The organism is Lewinella sp. LCG006 (genome assembly GCF_040784935.1).
GTDB lineage: Bacteria > Bacteroidota > Bacteroidia > Chitinophagales > Saprospiraceae > Lewinella.
The window spans coordinates 4,811,882-4,831,271 of the sequence record NZ_CP160680.1; the positions used below are offsets into that span (position 1 = coordinate 4,811,882).

Annotated in this window: 14 protein-coding genes; 7 read left to right on the plus strand and 7 right to left on the minus strand. The window is 45.8% G+C overall.

What is annotated here, in order from left to right:
• Nucleotides 1-585: 585 nt before the first annotated feature.
• The 6 genes from AB0L18_RS17285 to AB0L18_RS17310 form a co-directional block, all read right to left on the minus strand.
• Nucleotides 586-963 carry a hypothetical protein gene (locus tag AB0L18_RS17285; RefSeq protein ID WP_367388561.1) on the minus strand — a complete coding sequence of 126 codons (378 nt, stop codon included), beginning with the start codon at nucleotides 961-963 and terminating at the stop codon, nucleotides 586-588.
• 103 nt (nucleotides 964-1,066) lie between these two features.
• A complete protein-coding gene (locus tag AB0L18_RS17290) occupies nucleotides 1,067-2,164 on the minus strand; it encodes an aminotransferase class V-fold PLP-dependent enzyme (protein WP_367388562.1) in 1,098 nt (365 codons plus the stop codon).
• Nucleotides 2,165-2,288: 124 nt separating this feature from the next.
• Nucleotides 2,289-2,726 carry a hypothetical protein gene (locus AB0L18_RS17295; RefSeq protein WP_367388563.1) on the minus strand — a complete coding sequence of 146 codons (438 nt, stop codon included), beginning with the start codon at nucleotides 2,724-2,726 and terminating at the stop codon, nucleotides 2,289-2,291.
• A 107-nt stretch (nucleotides 2,727-2,833) separates the two neighbouring features.
• Nucleotides 2,834-4,249: a SusD/RagB family nutrient-binding outer membrane lipoprotein gene (locus AB0L18_RS17300; protein ID WP_367388564.1), complete on the minus strand. Its 1,416-nt coding sequence runs from the start codon at nucleotides 4,247-4,249 to the stop codon at nucleotides 2,834-2,836.
• Nucleotides 4,250-4,281: 32 nt separating this feature from the next.
• Entirely contained in the window at nucleotides 4,282-7,326 is a 3,045-nt protein-coding gene (locus AB0L18_RS17305) for a SusC/RagA family TonB-linked outer membrane protein (RefSeq protein ID WP_367388565.1), read from the minus strand.
• A gap of 476 nt (nucleotides 7,327-7,802) precedes the next feature.
• Nucleotides 7,803-11,228: an amidohydrolase family protein gene (locus tag AB0L18_RS17310; RefSeq protein WP_367388566.1), complete on the minus strand. Its 3,426-nt coding sequence runs from the start codon at nucleotides 11,226-11,228 to the stop codon at nucleotides 7,803-7,805.
• Between the two features lie 460 nt (nucleotides 11,229-11,688).
• Between AB0L18_RS17310 and AB0L18_RS17315 the strand changes: the two genes are divergently transcribed.
• From AB0L18_RS17315 to AB0L18_RS17345, 7 genes are all read left to right on the plus strand, one after another.
• Nucleotides 11,689-12,597: a helix-turn-helix domain-containing protein gene (locus tag AB0L18_RS17315; RefSeq protein WP_367388567.1), complete on the plus strand. Its 909-nt coding sequence runs from the start codon at nucleotides 11,689-11,691 to the stop codon at nucleotides 12,595-12,597.
• A 137-nt stretch (nucleotides 12,598-12,734) separates the two neighbouring features.
• Nucleotides 12,735-13,619: an SDR family oxidoreductase gene (locus AB0L18_RS17320; protein ID WP_367388568.1), complete on the plus strand. Its 885-nt coding sequence runs from the start codon at nucleotides 12,735-12,737 to the stop codon at nucleotides 13,617-13,619.
• A gap of 770 nt (nucleotides 13,620-14,389) precedes the next feature.
• Nucleotides 14,390-14,785 (plus strand): hypothetical protein, encoded by a 396-nt coding sequence (locus tag AB0L18_RS17325; RefSeq protein WP_367388569.1) that lies wholly within the window; start codon nucleotides 14,390-14,392, stop codon nucleotides 14,783-14,785.
• Nucleotides 14,786-15,083: 298 nt separating this feature from the next.
• Nucleotides 15,084-16,472 carry a hypothetical protein gene (locus tag AB0L18_RS17330; RefSeq protein ID WP_367388570.1) on the plus strand — a complete coding sequence of 463 codons (1,389 nt, stop codon included), beginning with the start codon at nucleotides 15,084-15,086 and terminating at the stop codon, nucleotides 16,470-16,472.
• 93 nt (nucleotides 16,473-16,565) lie between these two features.
• Entirely contained in the window at nucleotides 16,566-17,279 is a 714-nt protein-coding gene (locus AB0L18_RS17335) for a hypothetical protein (protein ID WP_367388571.1), read from the plus strand.
• Between the two features lie 198 nt (nucleotides 17,280-17,477).
• Nucleotides 17,478-17,660: a hypothetical protein gene (locus AB0L18_RS17340; protein ID WP_367388572.1), complete on the plus strand. Its 183-nt coding sequence runs from the start codon at nucleotides 17,478-17,480 to the stop codon at nucleotides 17,658-17,660.
• Nucleotides 17,657-18,046, plus strand: coding sequence for a type II toxin-antitoxin system death-on-curing family toxin (locus tag AB0L18_RS17345; RefSeq protein ID WP_367388573.1), 390 nt, complete (start codon nucleotides 17,657-17,659; stop codon nucleotides 18,044-18,046). Before AB0L18_RS17340 ends, AB0L18_RS17345 begins: the two co-directional genes overlap by 4 nt.
• A gap of 32 nt (nucleotides 18,047-18,078) precedes the next feature.
• Here AB0L18_RS17345 and AB0L18_RS17350 read toward each other — a convergent pair whose 3' ends face one another.
• Entirely contained in the window at nucleotides 18,079-19,329 is a 1,251-nt protein-coding gene (locus AB0L18_RS17350) for an IS256 family transposase (protein WP_367388148.1), read from the minus strand.
• Between the last annotated feature and the right edge of the window lie 61 nt (nucleotides 19,330-19,390).

Below are 19,390 nucleotides of genomic sequence, written 5' to 3' on the forward strand. Positions count from 1 at the left end.
CTGGTGTGAAGGGGTAAGTGTTGGAAGTGTGTAAGGGTTAGGCTTTGCGCGAGACACCTAAATTTGAACACTCTGACTAAAACCAGTTGAAACGTATCTATACCGACTGAAGTATTTGGGCTCGTCACGCTTGCTTTAGCAGGTTTCGCTCTAGGTTTCATGTAAAGAAAGAGTGGACTGAAGCCCTACGGTTGGGACACATCTTTGTGTAAGATTTTGACCTCGGAGAGGTCATATATTGGAAGAACCATGTTCATTGGAGTTAAAGCGACCTCGGATGAGGTCGAATATCAATCCACACTGACTGGTTGGTTAGAAATCATCAAAATGGAGGCCGATATTTCCTATTGTGCGACCTCATCCGAGGTCGTATAGCTTCCCTTTATCCTTGTTCTACCAATATTACACCTCTCCGAGGTGTTTATTCTTGATCAAGTCCTTTATTTTTTGGAAATGTGTCCCAACCGTAGGGCTGAAGCCCGGAACCACGAAGTAGCAGCAAAGTTAAATCTATTTAAATGAGTAAAGTGAGAATTACTAGCTTTTTGAGCTAACAGGATTAGGCAAAGTCCTTCTTCTCACCTTTCAATCATCGATATCCCATTCTTCTAGATTATCTACTGGGTTCGGCAATCTACCTTCCAGCCATTCTTTCAAGGTTTGGGGTGCGAAATCTTTATCTTCTGTTTCTATCACCCAACTAAGAAAATTCTTTGGACCTCCATTTATATAAGGTGCCGGCGATACAGGATAGAATATTGTCGGCAATCTCTCTTCAAATGAAAGATAGTTAACTACGCTTCCCAATTCCTGAACCGTTTGCCACGCTAATTTATGATCAATGTCTATTTGGAATTTAACCCACCATAAGCCATCTTCACCGACACCTGTAGCTATATCCGAGTTTATAGTAGGTATCCTTTTTAGGTAGTTGGTCAGCTCTGTGAAAATACTTTTATCCATTTTAACTATTCAATTCTAAGCCCATGCCTTTTTTTATTTATCGGATAAAATTACCAAAATAAAAATCTCCGTGCCACTGTGGCTAATTTATTCTCTGCTGGTGTCAATTACCCGTTACTGCCCTCATCACCCCCACCAAGCGATCAATATCCTCCTCGTTATTATAAAAATGAATCCCCAAGCGCAGCCCTCGGTTGTAGGAACATACGACTTGCTGCGCATTGAGTTGCTTGACCAAGGGAGGGGGTGCATCTACCGAAAGGATGCCCGAGGCCACGCCGGGATCTTCTGAAGTGATGATGGCGTAGGGCGTTTCTGTCGCGATCATCTCCCGAGCGTAGGTTTTTACTTTGCGGATTTGGGCTTGAATATTATCAAAACCAATAGCCTGATGTTGCTCTATTTGAAAGCACAGCGACTGGAAAGCCAGTAAATCCTGGTGGCCGGGCTCAAAATACTCTCCGAGGGTGGGAGTACCTTCCTGGCGCGGTTGCTTGTAGGTATTGTAGCCCCTGAGCTGCGAGTCGAGCAACTGTTCCATTTGTTCACTGAGAAAAAGAACGCCGTTGCCGTAGCCCGCACACAGCCACTTGAAGGCACTGGCAACGAATACATCAATCCCACTTTCGTGAAAATGAAAAGGTGCAATGCCCAAAAACTGCGTGGCGTCGACGATGATGAGCAACCCAGGAAAGCGGTCTTTCAGTACCCGAAAGGTAGCAGGAGGGATGATCTCCCCATTGGAATACTGCACCGCGCTGACCGCCAGGATTTCAATGCGCTGCGATTCGATGGCTGCGCTAAGCGTTTCCAAAGTATAGGCCTCAGGTCCTTTGGTACCTAAAGTTGTACAAACGAAATTTCTACTCGTAAATGGCCATACTATCGAGGGGTAGTCTCCCGGTAGGTGCAAGACTTTCTGGCCATTGGCCAAAGCATCCAGCACCATATTGATGCCGTGCGAGCAACTGGGAATCAGCGCTGTTCGCTCCGGATGGCCGCCAAAGATGCTTGCTGCTACGGATTTGATTTCCTTAATTTTATCGTAAACGCCTGCCCGAAAATTACTCCCCTGAAGCTGGTACTCCTCGTCTAGGTTTCGCCGAAAGGCCAATAAGTCCTTCGACATCAGACCAGAGGAGCAGGAGTTGAGGTAGGTGAACTGTTCTAAAGCAAGGTATTGCTCGCGTAGCGCATTCATGACGATCAGTTTTTATTCGTCGAGAAGGTCGTAATAATTTTCTGTTTTCAGGATAATGTCTTTTACACAAAGTAGTTCTCGGACAAGTTGCCTTGCCCGAGAACTTTATAAATCAAACATTACTTTACATAAGAATATCCACGGTAACGCTCGCGTCTCTGGTCAGACCATTTTTGTTGATGATCTCTACCTTGAGGATAACCTTGGTTACTGTAGCGGGTAGATTTGCCGGAATGGTATAACTCATCAGGAGCTTATCGGTCTGGCTGTCTTCCGCAAAATTGGGGGTGTAAGCAAAGGTTTCTTCCTCCGTCTCCACTGCATCAATGATGCTGGAAAGAACGATACGATCAATCTCATCGACGGAGAAGAAGCGCAAGTCCAACTGGACCGTTTCGCCAGCAGCAAATTCGCTGCCATTGGTGGTGCCGAAAGTAGAAATGACCGGAAAGTTGCCGCGTCCGGGCGTTACGTTCTCGGCCAGCCAATCTGGCTCTTCGTAACAAGAGCTAAAGCCTACAACCAGTAGAGAAAGAAAAATGCTAATATGAATAGATTTCATAATAATTGTCTTTTGAATTAAAAAATGAGTGGGGCTGAATAAGGGATCATCAAAATCCCTATACCCCTGTCCGCTTGGCCAGGCGGGCTCTACTAAATACCTGGTACTTAGTTAAGATCTCGCCACATCTGTGTTTCAAAGTCGCGAACGACTTTACTTACTTCTGCACCATTACGGTTGAACTCATCCGTAGGATAGAGTGCCCGTTGAGCAGGCCCACCAAATCGATCCGTATCCGGAATGACAAAGTTGCGGTAGACGTTGCTGCTGTAGTTGTAACGACGCATATCCGTCCATACTTCGTAGTTGAAATAAAGGGCAATGTACTTCTCTTTCATGATCAGTTCGTTGGTCAATGCTGCTGCTCCAACGGCAACGACCGGATCATTGAGGTAAGCATCAGCCGCAGCAGGGTCTACGCCGTACTTGTCCATGCTGGCCTGGATGCCGGCAAGGTAAGCCGTGTAGGCAGGGCCGGTCTGTCCGAGCGCCAGTTGTGCCTCAGCTTCGATGAATTTCATCTCTGCGTAAGTGAGCATAAACATGGGGGTCTGTTCGCGGCTGTGGAAAGTCGTTTCCGAGAAATCGACCGTATTAGCTGGAGCATCATCATCGTAGCTGTCGATACCGATATACTCGGTTTCGTTGCCAAATAAGATTTCAAGACGGGGATCAGCTACATTGTAGAGCTCGCCGTTGAGCAATCTTACGGCATAGCCTCCCGGGGCCACGGTGAAGTTGCCGGTATTTACGGCTAGCGCAATGCCTGTATGTGCAGGGTTGCGTTCTACGTCGTTGTACGCAAATTCGAAGTCATCGTCATTACTGGTAAAGGCTTGATTTGCTGCGTTAATGGCTGCTGTCGCGTTTGCTGTTCCTTTATTCAAAAGGTGGATTGCCATGCGAGCACGTAATGCACTGACCATCTTCAGCCATTTGCTCATATCGCCGCCGTAAATCAGGTCACTACCAGCACTTACGCAAATCTCGTTGTCACAATCCACGACCTCATACTCCAACAGAGGAGTGGCCTTATCCAGTAAAGTATTGATGGTTGCATACAGCTCTTGCTGCTCATCAAACACAGGCTCCAGGTTGTTGCTGCCGTCAAAAGCTTCAGACCAGGGAGCTGCTTCCCAGCTGTCGGTCACGGTACTTAAGGCGTAAGCCTGGATGGCATAAGCAATCCCTTCGTAGTTGGGGACTTGTGCGGCTGCGGCCTGGCGAGCCAAGATATCCGCATTGGCCAATACCCGCAGGTAGAGGATGCTCCACGCATCACCCATGCGGAAATTTTCGAAATAGCCAAAATAAGAAGCCGTCTGCTGCGTAGCTTGCGCTGCTTGATAAGATACTGAATATTGAGCATCAGCTAATCTGAATTCAATGGCAGGTAGCAAGGAAGACAAACCCACCTCGGTGAGGTTGTTGGGGTCATCATTGACGTCCAGGTAGTCTTCACAATTGGTCAGTGAAAATACCAGGAGCAATGAAGGGATAATATATTTGAAATGCTTGCGCATAATAATCAGTTTTTTATTGAAAAAAAGGAGGGTTAAAAGGTAAGGTTGAGGCTGGCCGTGTAGGTCCGGACTCCTGGTGTCTGAAGACCCGTGAATCCGTAAATACTGGAACCTGAACCCAGGTAATTGGTCTCTGGATCAAAGCCACGGAAAGGCGTGTTGATGAAGAGGTTGTTCCCCGTCAGGGTCACCCTAGCGGTGGAAATAAACTTACCACCTCCTAACAATGATTTGGGTAAATCGTAGAAGACGCTTGCGCGACGGATACGGAACCAGGAAGCATCCTCAAGGATGATTTCTGCCGCACCGTTATAGCGTGCGAAACTACGGTAGAGACTCTCTCCGGTGATTTCCACTGGCTGGGTATTGGGTTCGCCCGTTTCGGTAACGCCATTAAAAATAACCTCCTCGTACTGACGAGCTGTTTGTGCAGGAAGACCGTTTCGAATACTATTACGGATGCCCATATCAACCATGTCCCCTCCATCACGCCATTCCAAAAGGACCGACAAGCCCAGGCCTTTGTAGCGGAATGTATTGGTCAGGCCAGCAGTGAAGTTGGGTAGCGCATTGCCTACTTTTACTAATGTGTCCTGGTTGATTGAGGGGAAACCATCGCTGCCAATGATCAAATTACCTGCATCATCACGATTGAAAGCGTAGCCAAACAAATCACCTACTTGCCCACCAGGGACGAGCTTGTAAGTGATGCCACCCGTGCCTTCAAAACGGACAATTTCTTCAATACCATCGCGGATAGAAATTACTTTACCGCGATTGCGGGTGTAGTTCAGCGAAGCATCCCAGGTGAAATCGCCGCGCTTGACGGGTGTAGCGTTCAACAGTACTTCGATCCCCTTGTTCTCAATCTCACCGGCATTGGTAAGAAAGCGGGAGAAACCAGTCGTATTGGAAACAGGCACCTGCAAAATCTGATCTTTAGAGTTCTGCTGATAATACGTTACATCAAGCCCCAGGCGGTTGTTGAAAAAACGCAAATCAACACCAACTTCCGAAGAAGTAGTCGTTTCTGGTTTGAGGTTGAGGTCACCAAAAACAGAATTCAGGCGGAAGCCATTGGTGCCAAACTGTGGAAACGCAGGGTCTTGGCCATACAAAGTACCAATCAGGTAAGGGTTGGTATCTTTTGCAACTTGTGCTACGGAACCACGTAGTTTCGCAAAGCTTACAAAACTCGGCAGGTTTAACATATCAGAAAGCACCAAAGACAAGCTCGCTGAAGGATAGAAGAACGACTGATTGGCTATCGGCAGCGTGCTCGACCAGTCGTTACGGCCAGTAATATCCAGGTAGATCGCATTGTCGAAATCAATACTCAAAAGGCCAAAGCCACTGACGATCCGACGCAAAGACTTGCTGTTGTCAATAAAGCTGACTTCCGTATTGCTGAGGTGATAGAAGTCGGGTTCCGTGAAGCGTTCCCCACGGACATTGGTGGTTTCGCTGCGGCGTTCATTCATTTCGTGTCCCAACAACAGGTTGGCTCCGATTTTATCGGTAAGCTGTTTTTTGAAATTCAAGGTCAGCGTACCGTTAAATTGGCGCTGGTCGATGTCGGTTTCAATGATAAACCCACCTACCTGAGAAGAAACATCCAGCCCGGCAGGCACGATACGCACCCGAGAGTCATTGTAGAAGTCCAGACCGGCACGATAGCTCAGCGAAAACCAATCGGTAGGCTCATAGGTGAAGCCCATGTTGCCCAAAAAGCGGTCGACATCGTCATTGAGGGTAGAAAATTCGGCCAAGTAGCGAGGGCTATCAATGATCCCATCCGAATAATCCCGCTGGGTACCGTCGGCGTTGATGTAGTCGTTTACATCAAAACTGGTAACGTGGTAGCTCAGCGAAGATAAGATCGATTTGTCGCCCGAGTGAGGTTTATTACCCCCGGAATTGGTGTAGTTGACGGAACCCGTAAATTTGAGCTTGTCAGATGCTTTGACGGTTCCAGACAAACGTCCGGTGATACGGCTCCAAGTAGAATTGGGGATAATCCCTTCCTGGTCGAGGTAGGAGAAAGAGGTTGCGTAAGTTGCTTGCTCTGATCCTCCGGAAATGCTCAGGGAGTGATCCTGAGAATAGCCACTTTGGAAGAAGTCATCAATCGGATCAAACTGTGGCGTCAGGCCGGGGTAAATTTTTGGTCCAAACTGCTGAAAACGCAAAGGCGAGCCGTCGCCATTGAAGCGTAGTCTACCAAAACGACCTTCGCGGTAAACTTGCTGGTATTCGGGGCGTTTGGCGATTTCTGAAATACCATACGACGAATTCAAGGACACCTGGGCTTTGCCAGCGGTACCGGTTTTAGTAGTAATTAGGATAACGCCATTCGCTGCCCGGAGGCCATAAAGCGCCGTTGCCGCAGGTCCTTTCAGTACCGAAATACTGGCAATATCAGCTGGGTTGATATCTGCTGCCCGGTTGGTAAAGCTGGATTGCTCGGAACTGCCAGGAGAATTTGAACCCGCACTGGGGAGGTTGTTTCCCGCAATGGTACTGTTATCAATGGGTACCCCATCCACCACAAAAAGCGGCTGGTTGTTGTCACCAAAAGAGGTAATCCCCCGGATAACGATGTTGGAGCCCGCTCCCGGAGCACCTGATGAACTGTTGATCAGTACACCCGCTACTTTTCCTTGTAGCGAATTGACCAGGTTGCTCTCCTGCGTTGCCGCCAGATCATCACCGTCGAGTTCCTGGACGGCATAGCCCAGGGCTTTCTTTTCGCGGGAGATTCCCAGTGCTGTTACCACCACTTCATCCAGGCGAGTGCCCGCAGTGAGGGTCAAGTCAATGATTTTTCGACCATTCACAGCAACCGTTTCTGGCGTGTATCCTGTGTAGGAGAATACCAGGGTTGCATCGGCAGGTACCGAAAGGCGGTAACTACCATCAAGGTCGGTAACGGTACCCGTAGCAGTACCTTCAACCAGGATATTAACGCCAATCAGCGGTTGTCCGTCCGCATCATCCGTAACCGTACCCGTTACGGAAATGTCTTGGGCCAGGAGTGGCACTGTGCCCAGTAAAAGTAGGGTGATTAAATACTTCATTTTCAAAAGTTTAGTGAGTAAAAAGTAATATTCCTTTCGGGGAACATCCATCCTGCAAAGACGATGGACTACCCGATAGGAGCGTAACCAAAAGCAGCATGGTTCAGTCGCCTAAACCCTGTGCTATCGGTGAAAATCTAGATTGCAGTTTACGATTGCACTTAGTAGCGTACCGAGCGCTTGTTGAAGCGCAAAAAGTTGCGTTACGAATGGCTTATCGCCCAAACGCAGCGTACGTTAGTAATGGCTAGTGAAAGGAACCTGCCTTGAGAAAAGATGTAACAACATCAGTGTTTTTGAAAACACACTTCTCTTAATTCCACAGGGATAAGCTGTAGAAAATGGCTGGCGAAAAAAGATGTTCTATAAATCCAAGAAGAGCAATGTTAAAGATTTTATTCCTAATCTACAAATTAAGGGGGCGTCTTAAAAAATGTTCTCGGACAACTGGAAGTTGCCCGAGAACAAACAAGCGCTTATTTACGGATACCCGGTACACCTTCCGGCGCAGCCTGGTGCCACTCAAAAGCGGGGGCTTTGCGCGCCTGAGGGTACACCTCGTCCAGGTTCTCCGCGTTGAAGAGGCGGCCGTTTTTCATGACCATCTCTACCGTATTGGAGTTGCGAATATCTTCGAGCGGGTTTTTACCCAAGATGACCAAATCGGCAATCTTACCAGCTTTAATGCTACCGAGATCTTGCTCAAGTCCAATCGATTCGGCACCGAGAATGGTCGCTACTTTCAGCGCGTCGTGTTCTTTGAGTCCTCCCGATTGTACGCTCCACAATTCCCAGTGGTAGCCCAATCCCTGTAGCTGTCCATGCGAGCCTACGCCTGCCAAACCACCGGCTTCCACCAGGTCTTTGACAAATACCGCGTGGTCTTCAAAAACGTGCTCTTCCTTCATGAACCAACCCGCATTCCGGCGACGAGATTTAGCGTCCAGCTCCGATTTTGGGGTGTAGAAATTGAGCTTGGGGTCGCCCTGTACATTTTCTGTAGCGTAGTAGTAATTCTCTGCCCAAGGGCCACCATAAGCCACCAGCAGGGTAGGGGTGTAGGTTGTGCGCGATTCCGCTACAAAGGTCTTGAAGTCTTCGTAGAGCGGGTAGATGGGGAAGGCGTGTTCGTGCCCCGGATAGCCATCCAGAATTTGCGTCACGTTCAGTTTGAAGTCCAGCCCGCCTTCAGTGGTGGGCATCAAGCCTTGTTCCTTAGCGGCCATGATGATCCACTGACGGTGCTGGCGATTGCCTGTGAGGTACATCTTGATGGTCTTAGTGTGGTAATACTCCGAGTACTGCTTGAGGACCTCCCGCGCCTGTTCCAGGCTCTTGATGTTGTACGCCCAGAAGCCTACCCCAGGACCGGTAGAATATACCCGAGGACCATACATCATACCGGCGTCCACCATATCGGCGTAGGTGAGTACATCGGTTGTGGCCGTCTGCGGGTCGCGGGTCGTCGTGACGCCGTAGGCGAGGTTGGCCGCGTAAATCCAGATCTGGTTTTTGTGCAACCCCCAGGCTGGCCACATGTGGGCGTGGGTATCCACAAAGCCGGGCACAATGGTCTTGCCGCTCAGGTCCATGGTCTTGACCCCCGTACCTACGGTGATGCTGCCGGCCGCGCCGACCTGCTTGATGCGGTTGTTTTCGATGAGGATGTCGCCCTGTTCGAAAATTTCGTCGCCCTTCATGGTGATTACCCGAGCGTTGCGCAGCAGTACCGTGCCCTTGGGCATATCGCGGGGTACTTCTACCTTGATCCGCATTTCAGCGGCTTCGTAGGGCTTGTCTTCCTCTTTTTTCTCCTCGTCCTTTTTCTCTTCTTTCTTGTCTTCCCCCTCTTCGTCTCCTTCTTCCTTTTTCTTCTTGGCTTCGGCCGCTTTTTCCGCCGCTTCGGCTTTTTTCTTGGCGGCTATTTCCTCGTCGCGGGCTTTGCCTGCGGCCAGGTCGTAAGTGAAGAAGGCGTTGCCGATCGACCAGTAGGCCAGTTTGGCATCACTGCTCCAGCTGGGGAATTCTCCTCCGATTTTGGTGAGCTTCCGTGCCGGGAAAGCGGCTTTGCTGGCATCCGCTACATTGATGGTAATGGTTTCGCCACCCAGATAGGGGATGGTGACGGTATAAATCTCATTGTTGATCTTAGCCATCGCCTGATCTCCCTCTGGTGCCATGAGGATGAGGTCGGCATTGGAAGGCTTTTTCTGCGGCTCGGTAGCGGTTTCTGGCAGACTATGGTGATGGTGGTCAAGAATATCATGGAGTGATCCGTAGACGGTGATTCCGGTAATTTTTACGATGGTCTTTTCATCGGTACCGTCCCAGCGGATAGACTGCAAGCCTTCGCTACCGTAGAGGTAGATGCGGTCGTTACCCTTGACAAAATGGGGCGTTGCCCGGTTTTTACTTTTTTCAATCAGCGTGCTCTCGCCGCCACTGGCTGCAATCCAGCGCAGTTCGTCCTGGGTGCCGAAGGTGAAGGGGCTGTCGCCATCTTTGTAGGTCTGCTTGGTTCCTTTCATGAACACGATCCGATCTTTGGTCCAACTCCAGGCGGGCTCCGAGTAGACGCCGGCCATCTCCGTCAGTCGGACAGGAGCAGTGCCACCGGCTGCGTTGACTTTGTAGAGGTAGCCTCCATCGCTGTCGTTCCAGGTCACAAAAGCGATCTGCTTGCTATCGGGGCTCCAGGTGGGCATGGCCTCCGTGTAGTTGAAGTTGGTGAGGCGGCGCGGCGTACCAGCGGGGAGGTCCATGACGTAGAGGCGGTTGAGGGCCGTAAACACGACCTGCTTGCCGTTGGGCGAAACTTTTGGGTCGCGAATTTGGGTCACCTCCATCATGGGGTCATCGCTGATGGGGTAGTTGAACTTCAGGCGTGGGCCAACGGCCAGTTCTTCCTCCACCTGGAAGGGGATGTTGACGGCATCGCCACCATCCATGGCGAGTTTGTAGATTTTGCCACCGTAAGAAGCAATTAGGTGCTTGCTGTCGGGGGTAAATGACATGGCCGGAAGCACGCCCAGCGGTGCGATCGACTCTTGCTCGTCGCGCTGCACGGGGTAGGCCAGCCATTTTTCGTCACCATTTTCCAGGTTGCGGGCCATCAGGCCGGTCTGGTCGTTCCAGCGGCTACCGTATACCAGCCATTTGCCGTCGGGCGAAAGGGTGGGGGTGAAGGCCGAGCCGTAGCGGGCGCTTTGCGTGGCTATTTTGCCGGTCTCGCGATCGTAGGTCGCCAGCTGGTATTGCGGAAATTCAGCATTGTACTGCCAGGCTCCCCTGCGTTGCGAAAACCAGATGTAGCGCTCGTCGGCACCAAAAGCAGGTTCTACGGTTTTTAGCGTCTCGGGCGTTTTGATCAACTGCGCCCCGGAGCCTCCATCGCGATGGTAGATGTGTAGTTTGAGGTTACGCGTGCCCTGGCTGGTAACGATGTACTGTCCATCGGGCGTCCACTCGGCCGACTGCATATTGTCGTTGTTGCCTTGGGTGACCTGGGTGCTGTCGCCTTTTTCCAGGTCCATGATCCAGGCGTTGTTGCCGCCGCTGCGATCGGATAGGAAGAGGAGCGATTTGCCGTCGGGCGAAAACTTGGGTTGGGAATCAAAGGCCAGGCCTTCGGTAATGCGGGTAGCTTTTCCGCCGGTAATGGGCAGCGTATAGAGGTCGCCCAGGAGATCAAAAGCAATGGTCTTCCCGTCGGGGCTAACGTCGAGCGAAAGCCAGGTGCCGTTGTCGGTATTGATCTTAATACTGCGGGTAGCCTCCAGCGGCAGTGGCTCCTTACTGTCTTCTTTTTTGACGGAATCCTGCTGAACAGCAGTGGTGTCGGTTTGGGCAAAGGCACTGCAACTGAGTACCAATGCCAGCATAGAAAGTAGGTATTTCATCATCGTGAACAGAATGATTTAAGCTGATTTTGAATTGTGTATGCCAAAGTAATCTTTTCTGTCCAAGTACATGAGACTTTGCAGGGGGTAGAGGGGTTGGTGCAGTGAAGGTGTGGGAATGACGGTTTTTTTTTAGCCACAAAGGCACTAAGGCACGGAATTACACTAAGTTTTTTTTGGTGCGGAGCCACCTGGCAGCAGAAAGGGCACGGAATTGCCTGCCAGTAAGCTGGCCTTATAGGTAGGGTCGCGGAGTTTTTTTGTGAAAGTAGGCCAAAAGGGGTATTTTGTTGGTGTGTAAAGAGCTTGTCGGTGACTAAAAAAATAGGATGAACAAATACCTGGTTTTTCTACCAATAATGATATTTGATGTTTCCCCAATAAACGAAAAAGTGTTTGTCATTCAGCGATTTGTGTTAATGAATCTCAGCATGTTGGAATAAGTTTGTGTAAAGAAAATAAAATGAGCGAGCAGATTATTCATTCGGAATCAATTACTGAAATTAGGTCGGTATTTGGATTAGGGAAACCTACACATCCTTTGATTACCGTCTTAGACACCCAGCAACTTGCTTATGGAGAAGAAACGGTTGGTAAGCGCTTTTCTTCTGACCTATACTGCATTGCCCTAAAAGACTCAAGCTGTGGTATTGATTACGGTAGGAATGCTTATGACTTTGATGAGGGTGTCTTAATTTTTACCGCACCAAAACAGGTAATTACCGTCAAGCGACCACAAGAATTGAATCAGGTAAAAGGCTGGATGCTCTATTTTCATCCCAACTTGATAAGAAATACAGTACTTTGTTCGAAAATTGATTCCTACAACTTCTTTAATTACGAAGTTCACGAAGCATTGCATCTTTCAGAAAATGAGCAAAATACGCTTAATCAAATTGTTCAGCTGATTCGGGAAGAAATCAAAGAGCGAATAGATAATCATAGTCAGCAAGTACTCGTGTCAAATATTGAATTATTGCTAAATTACAGTAAACGATTTTACGAAAGGCAGTTTAATACTCGTGCAGCAAGTAATATTGATATTGTTTCTAAAGTTGAGTTGTTGCTAAAAAAATATTATTCGGATAACCAACTCATAGAGACAGGGCCGCCAAGCATTCAATATTTAGCAGACCACTGTCATTTATCGGCGAGTTATTTGAGTGACCTACTTGCCAAAGAAACAGGACGTTCCGCAAAAGATCATATCAATGATTTTCTGATCGACAAAGCAAAACACTTACTACTAAGCTCTACCGATTCAATAAGCGGAATAGCTTACACACTTGGTTTTAATTATCCACACTACTTCGGGAGACTTTTCAAGCAAAAAACAGGTAAAACACCCCAAGAATACAGACAGTTAAATTAGTGCTTTGGGCACTAGAACAGAAGGAAGCACAACCAGCTTCCTTTTTTCGTATCTGCGATTTGTGTTTAATCTTCCCCCTTTCGTGTTAAGCTCCATCTCTTTCTCATCAGATATTTGTTTCATTAAATCACTTAATAATGGATAAGATGAAACATAAAATTTTAGTAACAGGAGCCAGTGGTGCTTTTGGTAGTCTAGCTTGTATTCAATTAGCAGAAAACGGACATCAGGTGGTAGGAACAATGCGTTCCGTTTCAGGTAAAAATGAAGCTATCGCCAATGAGTTAAAAGGAAAAGGTGTGGCTTTGGTAGAAATGGATGTCACCAACGAAGAAAGCGTGAATGCGGGCGTGAATGCAGCGATAGAGCTAATGGGCGGTTTAGATACCGTTTTCAACAATGCAGGCATCGGCGCAAATGGTATTCTTGAATGTTTTACTGCTGATGATATTCAAAGAATGTTTGACGTAAATGTTTTCGGCGTTCAACGCCTGATGAGAGCGGTTTTACCACATCTTCGACATCAAGGGAAAGGAACAATTATTCATACTTCAAGTTGCATAGGCAGAGTCACCACCCCATTTCTTGCGTCTTATTCTGCTTCAAAATACGCCTTGGAATCTTTAGCAGAAGGTTATCGAGCAGAACTTTCAGGCTTTGGCATAGAATCATGTATTGTAGAACCGGGCGGATTTCCGACGGGCTTTATGAGTGGCATGATCACCCCAAGCGATACGGAAAGAAGGAATCAATATGGTGAAATGGCTCATCTTCCTGAAGCTTCGATACAAGGGTATGTCGCTTATGTAGAATCTATCCCTGAACAACGACCTGAACGAGTGGCAGAAGCGGTATTACAATTAGTAAACACGCCTTTTGGCGAAAAGCCATTTAGAACAGTTGTCGATTTTTCTGGACTGAAACAAGCTATCGAAAACTACAACCAAGTATTGAACGACACGACAAAGGCCATCTATACCGCAAACGGTGTGGATAATCTACTAAGCCTGAACAAAAATTAAATGAGCCAATGAAGCGTTTTTTGCAATGATGTATACCGATCAAAGTGTTTGTGTGAGGCCCACCCCGAAGCTCGTCTACTGTGCCAGAATGGCCGGCAGGGAGCAGCAAAGCTACCCCAAAGTAGCCACGAACCCGTCTGCCTGTCTGGTGGCCAGACGGGTTCGGCTAAGCCAGGTAGCGTGAAACCACTTAGCTGTCGGGAAAAAGTAAAAGCTGTTCGGAGGACTACACGACCTTGGGGAGCCAAAGAATTCGCGATTCTCGACAATCAAGTAGGAATTAGGTTTCAACAGTGGTAATCATTGTTGGTGGCAAAAAGCAAAGCACTGCTAACTCGGGTAGGTGAGCTTTCTTTATAAATGGCGCAGGAATACCGGAAAAAAGCCTAAATTAGTCGGTAAGTAAAACGGATAAAATGCGCTTTTCCACTATAGCTATTATCGGAAATCTTGATCAGGGGTGGTAAACGTTTTGAGACAGGTTCAACGGCTTTTCGCCAAAGGTGTTGGCAGTTGGCGACTGACCTGTCTGCACTGGTGATGGTCAGCTTAAGAGTTTGGTGTATCAAAACATGAGAAAATGAAGATTATAAATCCAGAGAATGTATGTCCGGCAAAGGTGTTTATAGCCACTATAATTGTCCTTATCATATTATACCTGTTTTTTGAAGACCCCGATGTGATTTTCATTGTTATGTTAATAACAATCACAATCAAATATTTTTACGAAGAGAGATACTGTAAGGAAGTAGTTGAAAATGATAACTTGAATGAAAAATAGAGGGTGTAGAAAGCCTTCCGCCGCTAATACCTACCTGATGCCTCCTATCGTCGACCTGTGCATAACCATGCAGCTGAACAAAATCACCTCGTTTTCATCATCAATTCATTGTTTTTCAATTGATTATTCATTTCCTATTCGCTATTTCCGTTACCTCATTCACAAAACAAAAAGCGATAAAAACAAAAGCAGCCTACCCGCAAGGATAGCGCATGTATTTGATCTTAAAGAACTACAGTCCGGCAACCGTGTCGACGTATGGTTATGCTTTTCGACAGTTTTTGGACTGGAGGATAAGCAGGAAATATGGAGAGGATTTTATTCCCGAGCAAGTTGCGCTGACGTTTACACAAGAAATGGCGCAGGAATACCGAAAAAAGCTTAAATTAGTCGGTAAGTAAAAAAGACGAAATGCGCTTTTCCACTATAGCTATTATCGGAAATCTTGATCAGGGGTGATAAAGGTATTAAGGCAGGTTCAACGGCTCGTCGCCAAAGGCTTTGGGCGTTGGCGACTGACATGTCTGCGCTGGAGATGGTCGGAGAGGAGCTTGGTGTGGGGAGTGGGAGGAGATGGGGCTTTGAGTTGGGCGTAATCAAATTAAGGAACTTATCATCTAGTAAATCTATTGGTTAGTGGTAAATAGTTTGAAGTGATTAGAGTATACCTGGATTGGAATGTCATGAGCAACTTAAAGCGTTCTGCGTTTCGGGAGTTAAGCGATTTTATTGAAGTAAATAGCAATAAGCTTCTATGCCCTTATTCGCCTACTCATTTTCAGGATGTGATGAAAAGTTATTCTCCGGATAATAAACTTTTTAATGAGGATATTGATACTCTTCGTAGAATCACTAAAAACCATGTGATTAGGTGGAATGGTAGTAGAACTGAGCCATTGATTGGTGACCCACAGCTTTACGTAGATTATTTCTTAGAAAATGAAGATATACTAGACTTATTTGATTTCGAGAACATTTTCAGGGATCTAGACGATGAGTCAGACCACGAAATTGCGACGGCACTGAAACTAATATATGACTCTGTTCCTCTGAATTTTCAGATTACCCCTGAAAATGAAGGTATGCTGAAAATGATCTTCCCGAATATAACTCCTATGTCAACCATGTGGGATTTAATGAAAGACATCGGGCCTTTCCTTAGAAATCTCACGACAGATAGAGACTATTATAAGGGGTTCCGTAGTACGATTAAACAGGAGGGTGTTAAATTAGAATCAAATGCCGGCAATTGGCGGGCAGAAGAAGTTATAGATAGAATTGACAAATATCTCAACTCTATTAGCGATACAGACCTATCTTTTTTGCAAATGGTAGAAGCTAGTTTTGGGGAAAGGGATGTTCCTCCAAGTCGATTTGAAGTCTTCACCACATCCTACATGATGTTAGATTTAATTGGCTATAAGCCTGACAAGCTTCCAAAGAAAACTGATAATTTACAAAACATACAGGCCGATGCAGAGCATGCTTTCTATGCTGCACATTGCGACTTTTTCGTGGCTGGAGATAAAAAGCTAATGAGAAAGGCAGAGGTGTTATATGAAAAATTTGGTATCACCACGAAAGTCGTTAATCCAAGTGAATTTATCAGTTTCATAAATAGAATAATTCACGATTTCTCAGGAAAAGCTGATGATCCACTTTTGGAAGCGTTCAGCTTTGTTAAGAAAGAAGAAATCGTTTCTGCAAGAAAGGGAACTGAGCATGATCCAGTTGATGTCTATGGCATAAGATTGCCAATTTTCTACTTCAACTTTTTTGACTCTATAGTATACGAACAATATCAAGATGGACTTCATATAATCTCATTTAAGCGGAATCGGAATAATTATTCGGATTTTGTTTTCTACACAGAGGTCGATAAATTATTCGATTCACTTGCTGTAGTACTAGGGTTTGAAAAAGATAATATTGATGATGTCAAACACAGTTTTGTTAGGACGGAGGAAGGCGTTTCTATCGTTTGGAACTATGACCTGTATCAAGTGAAGCTTATTAAGGATCCCAAAACAACTTATCCAATACTGTTTTTTATTTATCAGAATAATGAGTAGTATTATGCACCTAACGTTGCTACCACGATGCGAAATAAAGTAGCTATTAGATCAAAAAACAAAAAATAAAAAATAAAATGTGAGATGGAGAGTGTGAGAATCATAAAGTTACTGGACAAGCATAAGGTGTTATTTAACGGGAAAAGTGATTTTAAAGATAGGTATTTCATCACAGAGGATGAGTTCGAAAGATTTACAGAGATGTATGGAATCTCTTTTCCAGACGAAATAATATACTTTTATTCAAGGATTGGAATTGAAAAAGAGAATGATCTAACTAGATCAATGAGATCAGCTTTAAAAAAAAGATGGCTAGAGGGAAGGCTTTTATTACAGATTAGTCCTGTCCTTGCATTGGAAATAATAGAGCGATACCAATCCTTACCTGAGAAAGAAAAAAATCGAGTAATTGAAAATACGAAATTGCCTAAGAAAACGGAGATACTTAACTACCACGCAACAGTTGAAGAGTATTTGTTAACAGAAATAATTGCAGATTTTGACCATGAGGAGAAAAAATTTCCAAGTGATTTTATTAACCAAATTGCAAGTAATTATTGGGGGTCAAATGAATTGATTTACTCATTTGTGATGTGGGCACATTGTGGAGGATGTGGATCAATAATATTGAATACGGACAGAAAAGGATATGATGGAGGACAAATGTATGGTCATTACCCAAAAGTTATTTATGATGGGAAGGAATATGAATATTTTGCTAACTATTGGGGCAAAATGGAGAAACACCATCTTGAGGAGTATGAAGATTACTTGATTAAAACCTTAAAAGAGCCAAGTGAAATGTAGAATGTAGCTAACAAAAAAGCCTCAAAGCCTGACGGAGCGTAGCGAGGTCATGCGTTGAGGCTCAGTTGGACGAATCTACCTGGCTGGCAGACAGGCCTGCCAATATACACACTCTTATGGATATTCAATGGTACTTGCCCTAGGAAACCAAATTTGCCAAACTTCTGTTATATTTATGAACGTTTATAAAGATAGTATATGGAAGAAGTAAGATTGAAAATTATCGAAATTGTGTCTCAAGTACCTGATAGTCAGCTTGATGGATTGTTGGGTTATTTAGAAGCAATGACAAAGCTCACTGAAATAGATAGTAATGTTAGTGAACATCTGGGAAATATTATGATGGAAGATGACCATCTCTTGAAACGTCTTGCTCAATGATAACTATTGAGCTTGCTCTTGGGATACATCGTGTTCTTATAAGTAGATATGGAGGACATCAAGGTCTGCGAGATAAGGGTTTATTGAAATCTGCAATAGCAAGGCCCTATCAAACTTTTGATGGCCAAGATTTATATCCCACTTCAGTTGAAAAGGCTGCTGCGATAATAGAATCGATTCTCATAAATCATCCATTCATGGATGGTAACAAAAGGACAGGCTATGTACTTATGAGGATTCTATTGCTAGATGATAGAAAAGACATAAATGCCGAAGAGAACGATAAATATGATTTCGTTATTAATATTGCATCAGGTAAGCTTTCATATGATGGTATATTGAAGTGGATAAAAGAAAGAGTTGAGGACAAAAAGGAAGAAAGTTAAAGGGGAGTGTCCATTGAACTGTGTCTGCAACTTTAGGAAATATGTTTGGTAAATCGATCCCCATGTGCTAGCGTTAATTCACGTCGAATAGCACTCCATGTTCTTACTGATTTATTCCAGCTGTTTTTTTTACGTTCCAGTGCTAAGAACAACTGAATAAGCAAAGCTCGTTCGCTGACCCATGCGCCTTTGGCCTTAGTCACCCGGCGAATTTCCCGGTTGAGGTTTTCGATGGCATTGGTCGTGTAAATCAACTTTTTCAGCGTCGGACTCAATTGCATACATCTCATTAAATCATCCCAATCTTTGAGCCACAAGTCTACAACCAGATCGTATTTGCCTTGCCAGAAAACCTGGAAATCTTCCAATTTCCTGCGGGCTTCGGCCTCGTTGACAGCGTTGTAAACTTCCTTAAGCTGACGTAAAACCTGACGGCTATCCTTTTCGTCCAGTAACTTAAAGGTATTGCGAATTTTGTGAACCACACAACGCTGGATATTAGCTAAAGGAAAAGTCTCGGCGATCACTTCACGTAAACCTGTCAAACCATCGCTGCATATGTAGAGGACATCCTCTAGACCGCGATTTTTAAGCTGCTGTAAACAACGTGCCCACTCTGTAGCACTTTCGGCTCCTTGACCAGGAATCAAAGCAATGATCTCGCGTTTTCCTTCCACCGTAATCCCGTATACAACATAAAGGGCAATACGGCTGACCTGTCCATCACGACGTACATCCAAATAGATCGCATCAATGAACATCACTACCAACAGCGCAGGTAAGGGACTGTTTCGCCAAGCTTCTACTCGCTCCCAAGTGCTGTTGATTACAGACGAAATACGACTGTCGCTCATCTGAGCCCCGTACATACGCTCTAAGTGCAACCGAATGTCACTGATTGAGTTACTCATTGAGTACAGCTCCAGAATCTGGTTGTCAAAACCTAAGCCTAGTTCATATTGCCGCTTCTTGACCGTCAAGGGCTCGAAACTACCGTTACGATCACGGCTGTAGTGAATCTCAACAGGGCCAGCCTCGGAGCGAACTTCCTTAGATAGCTGCCCATTGCGCTTATTGGTTAAACCTTGGGCTTTTTCCCCTTGGATGTGGTCTTCTAGTTCTGCCGCTAAAGCTCCTTCCAAAAAGTTAGCAATCAAAGGCTTGAGAAGACCGTCTTCTCCTGTTAATCCCTTACCTTGAATTAGGCCCGCAATAACTTGCTGGCGATATGACTCAAAATCGAAATCCGACAGAGTCTCTTCTTTTTTGGTTTTCTTTGACATAATTAAATGTGTCTACTTTTGACGCAGACACAGTTCAATGGATACTCCCAGTTAAAGTGGA

What these genes read in the sequence shown, in the direction of transcription:
- AB0L18_RS17340 (WP_367388572.1), top strand. Translation starts at nt 17,478, where the DNA reads ATGGAAGAAGTAAGATTGAAAATTATCGAAATTGTGTCTCAAGTACCT.
- AB0L18_RS17290 (WP_367388562.1), bottom strand. Translation starts at nt 2,164, where the DNA reads ATGAATGCGCTACGCGAGCAATACCTTGCTTTAGAACAGTTCACCTAC.
- AB0L18_RS17320 (WP_367388568.1), top strand. Translation starts at nt 12,735, where the DNA reads ATGGATAAGATGAAACATAAAATTTTAGTAACAGGAGCCAGTGGTGCT.
- AB0L18_RS17285 (WP_367388561.1), bottom strand. Translation starts at nt 963, where the DNA reads ATGGATAAAAGTATTTTCACAGAGCTGACCAACTACCTAAAAAGGATA.
- AB0L18_RS17300 (WP_367388564.1), bottom strand. Translation starts at nt 4,249, where the DNA reads ATGCGCAAGCATTTCAAATATATTATCCCTTCATTGCTCCTGGTATTT.
- AB0L18_RS17295 (WP_367388563.1), bottom strand. Translation starts at nt 2,726, where the DNA reads ATGAAATCTATTCATATTAGCATTTTTCTTTCTCTACTGGTTGTAGGC.
- AB0L18_RS17330 (WP_367388570.1), top strand. Translation starts at nt 15,084, where the DNA reads ATGAGCAACTTAAAGCGTTCTGCGTTTCGGGAGTTAAGCGATTTTATT.
- AB0L18_RS17305 (WP_367388565.1), bottom strand. Translation starts at nt 7,326, where the DNA reads ATGAAGTATTTAATCACCCTACTTTTACTGGGCACAGTGCCACTCCTG.
- AB0L18_RS17350 (WP_367388148.1), bottom strand. Translation starts at nt 19,329, where the DNA reads ATGTCAAAGAAAACCAAAAAAGAAGAGACTCTGTCGGATTTCGATTTT.
- AB0L18_RS17315 (WP_367388567.1), top strand. Translation starts at nt 11,689, where the DNA reads ATGAGCGAGCAGATTATTCATTCGGAATCAATTACTGAAATTAGGTCG.
- AB0L18_RS17310 (WP_367388566.1), bottom strand. Translation starts at nt 11,228, where the DNA reads ATGATGAAATACCTACTTTCTATGCTGGCATTGGTACTCAGTTGCAGT.
- AB0L18_RS17345 (WP_367388573.1), top strand. Translation starts at nt 17,657, where the DNA reads ATGATAACTATTGAGCTTGCTCTTGGGATACATCGTGTTCTTATAAGT.
- AB0L18_RS17325 (WP_367388569.1), top strand. Translation starts at nt 14,390, where the DNA reads ATGAAAAATAGAGGGTGTAGAAAGCCTTCCGCCGCTAATACCTACCTG.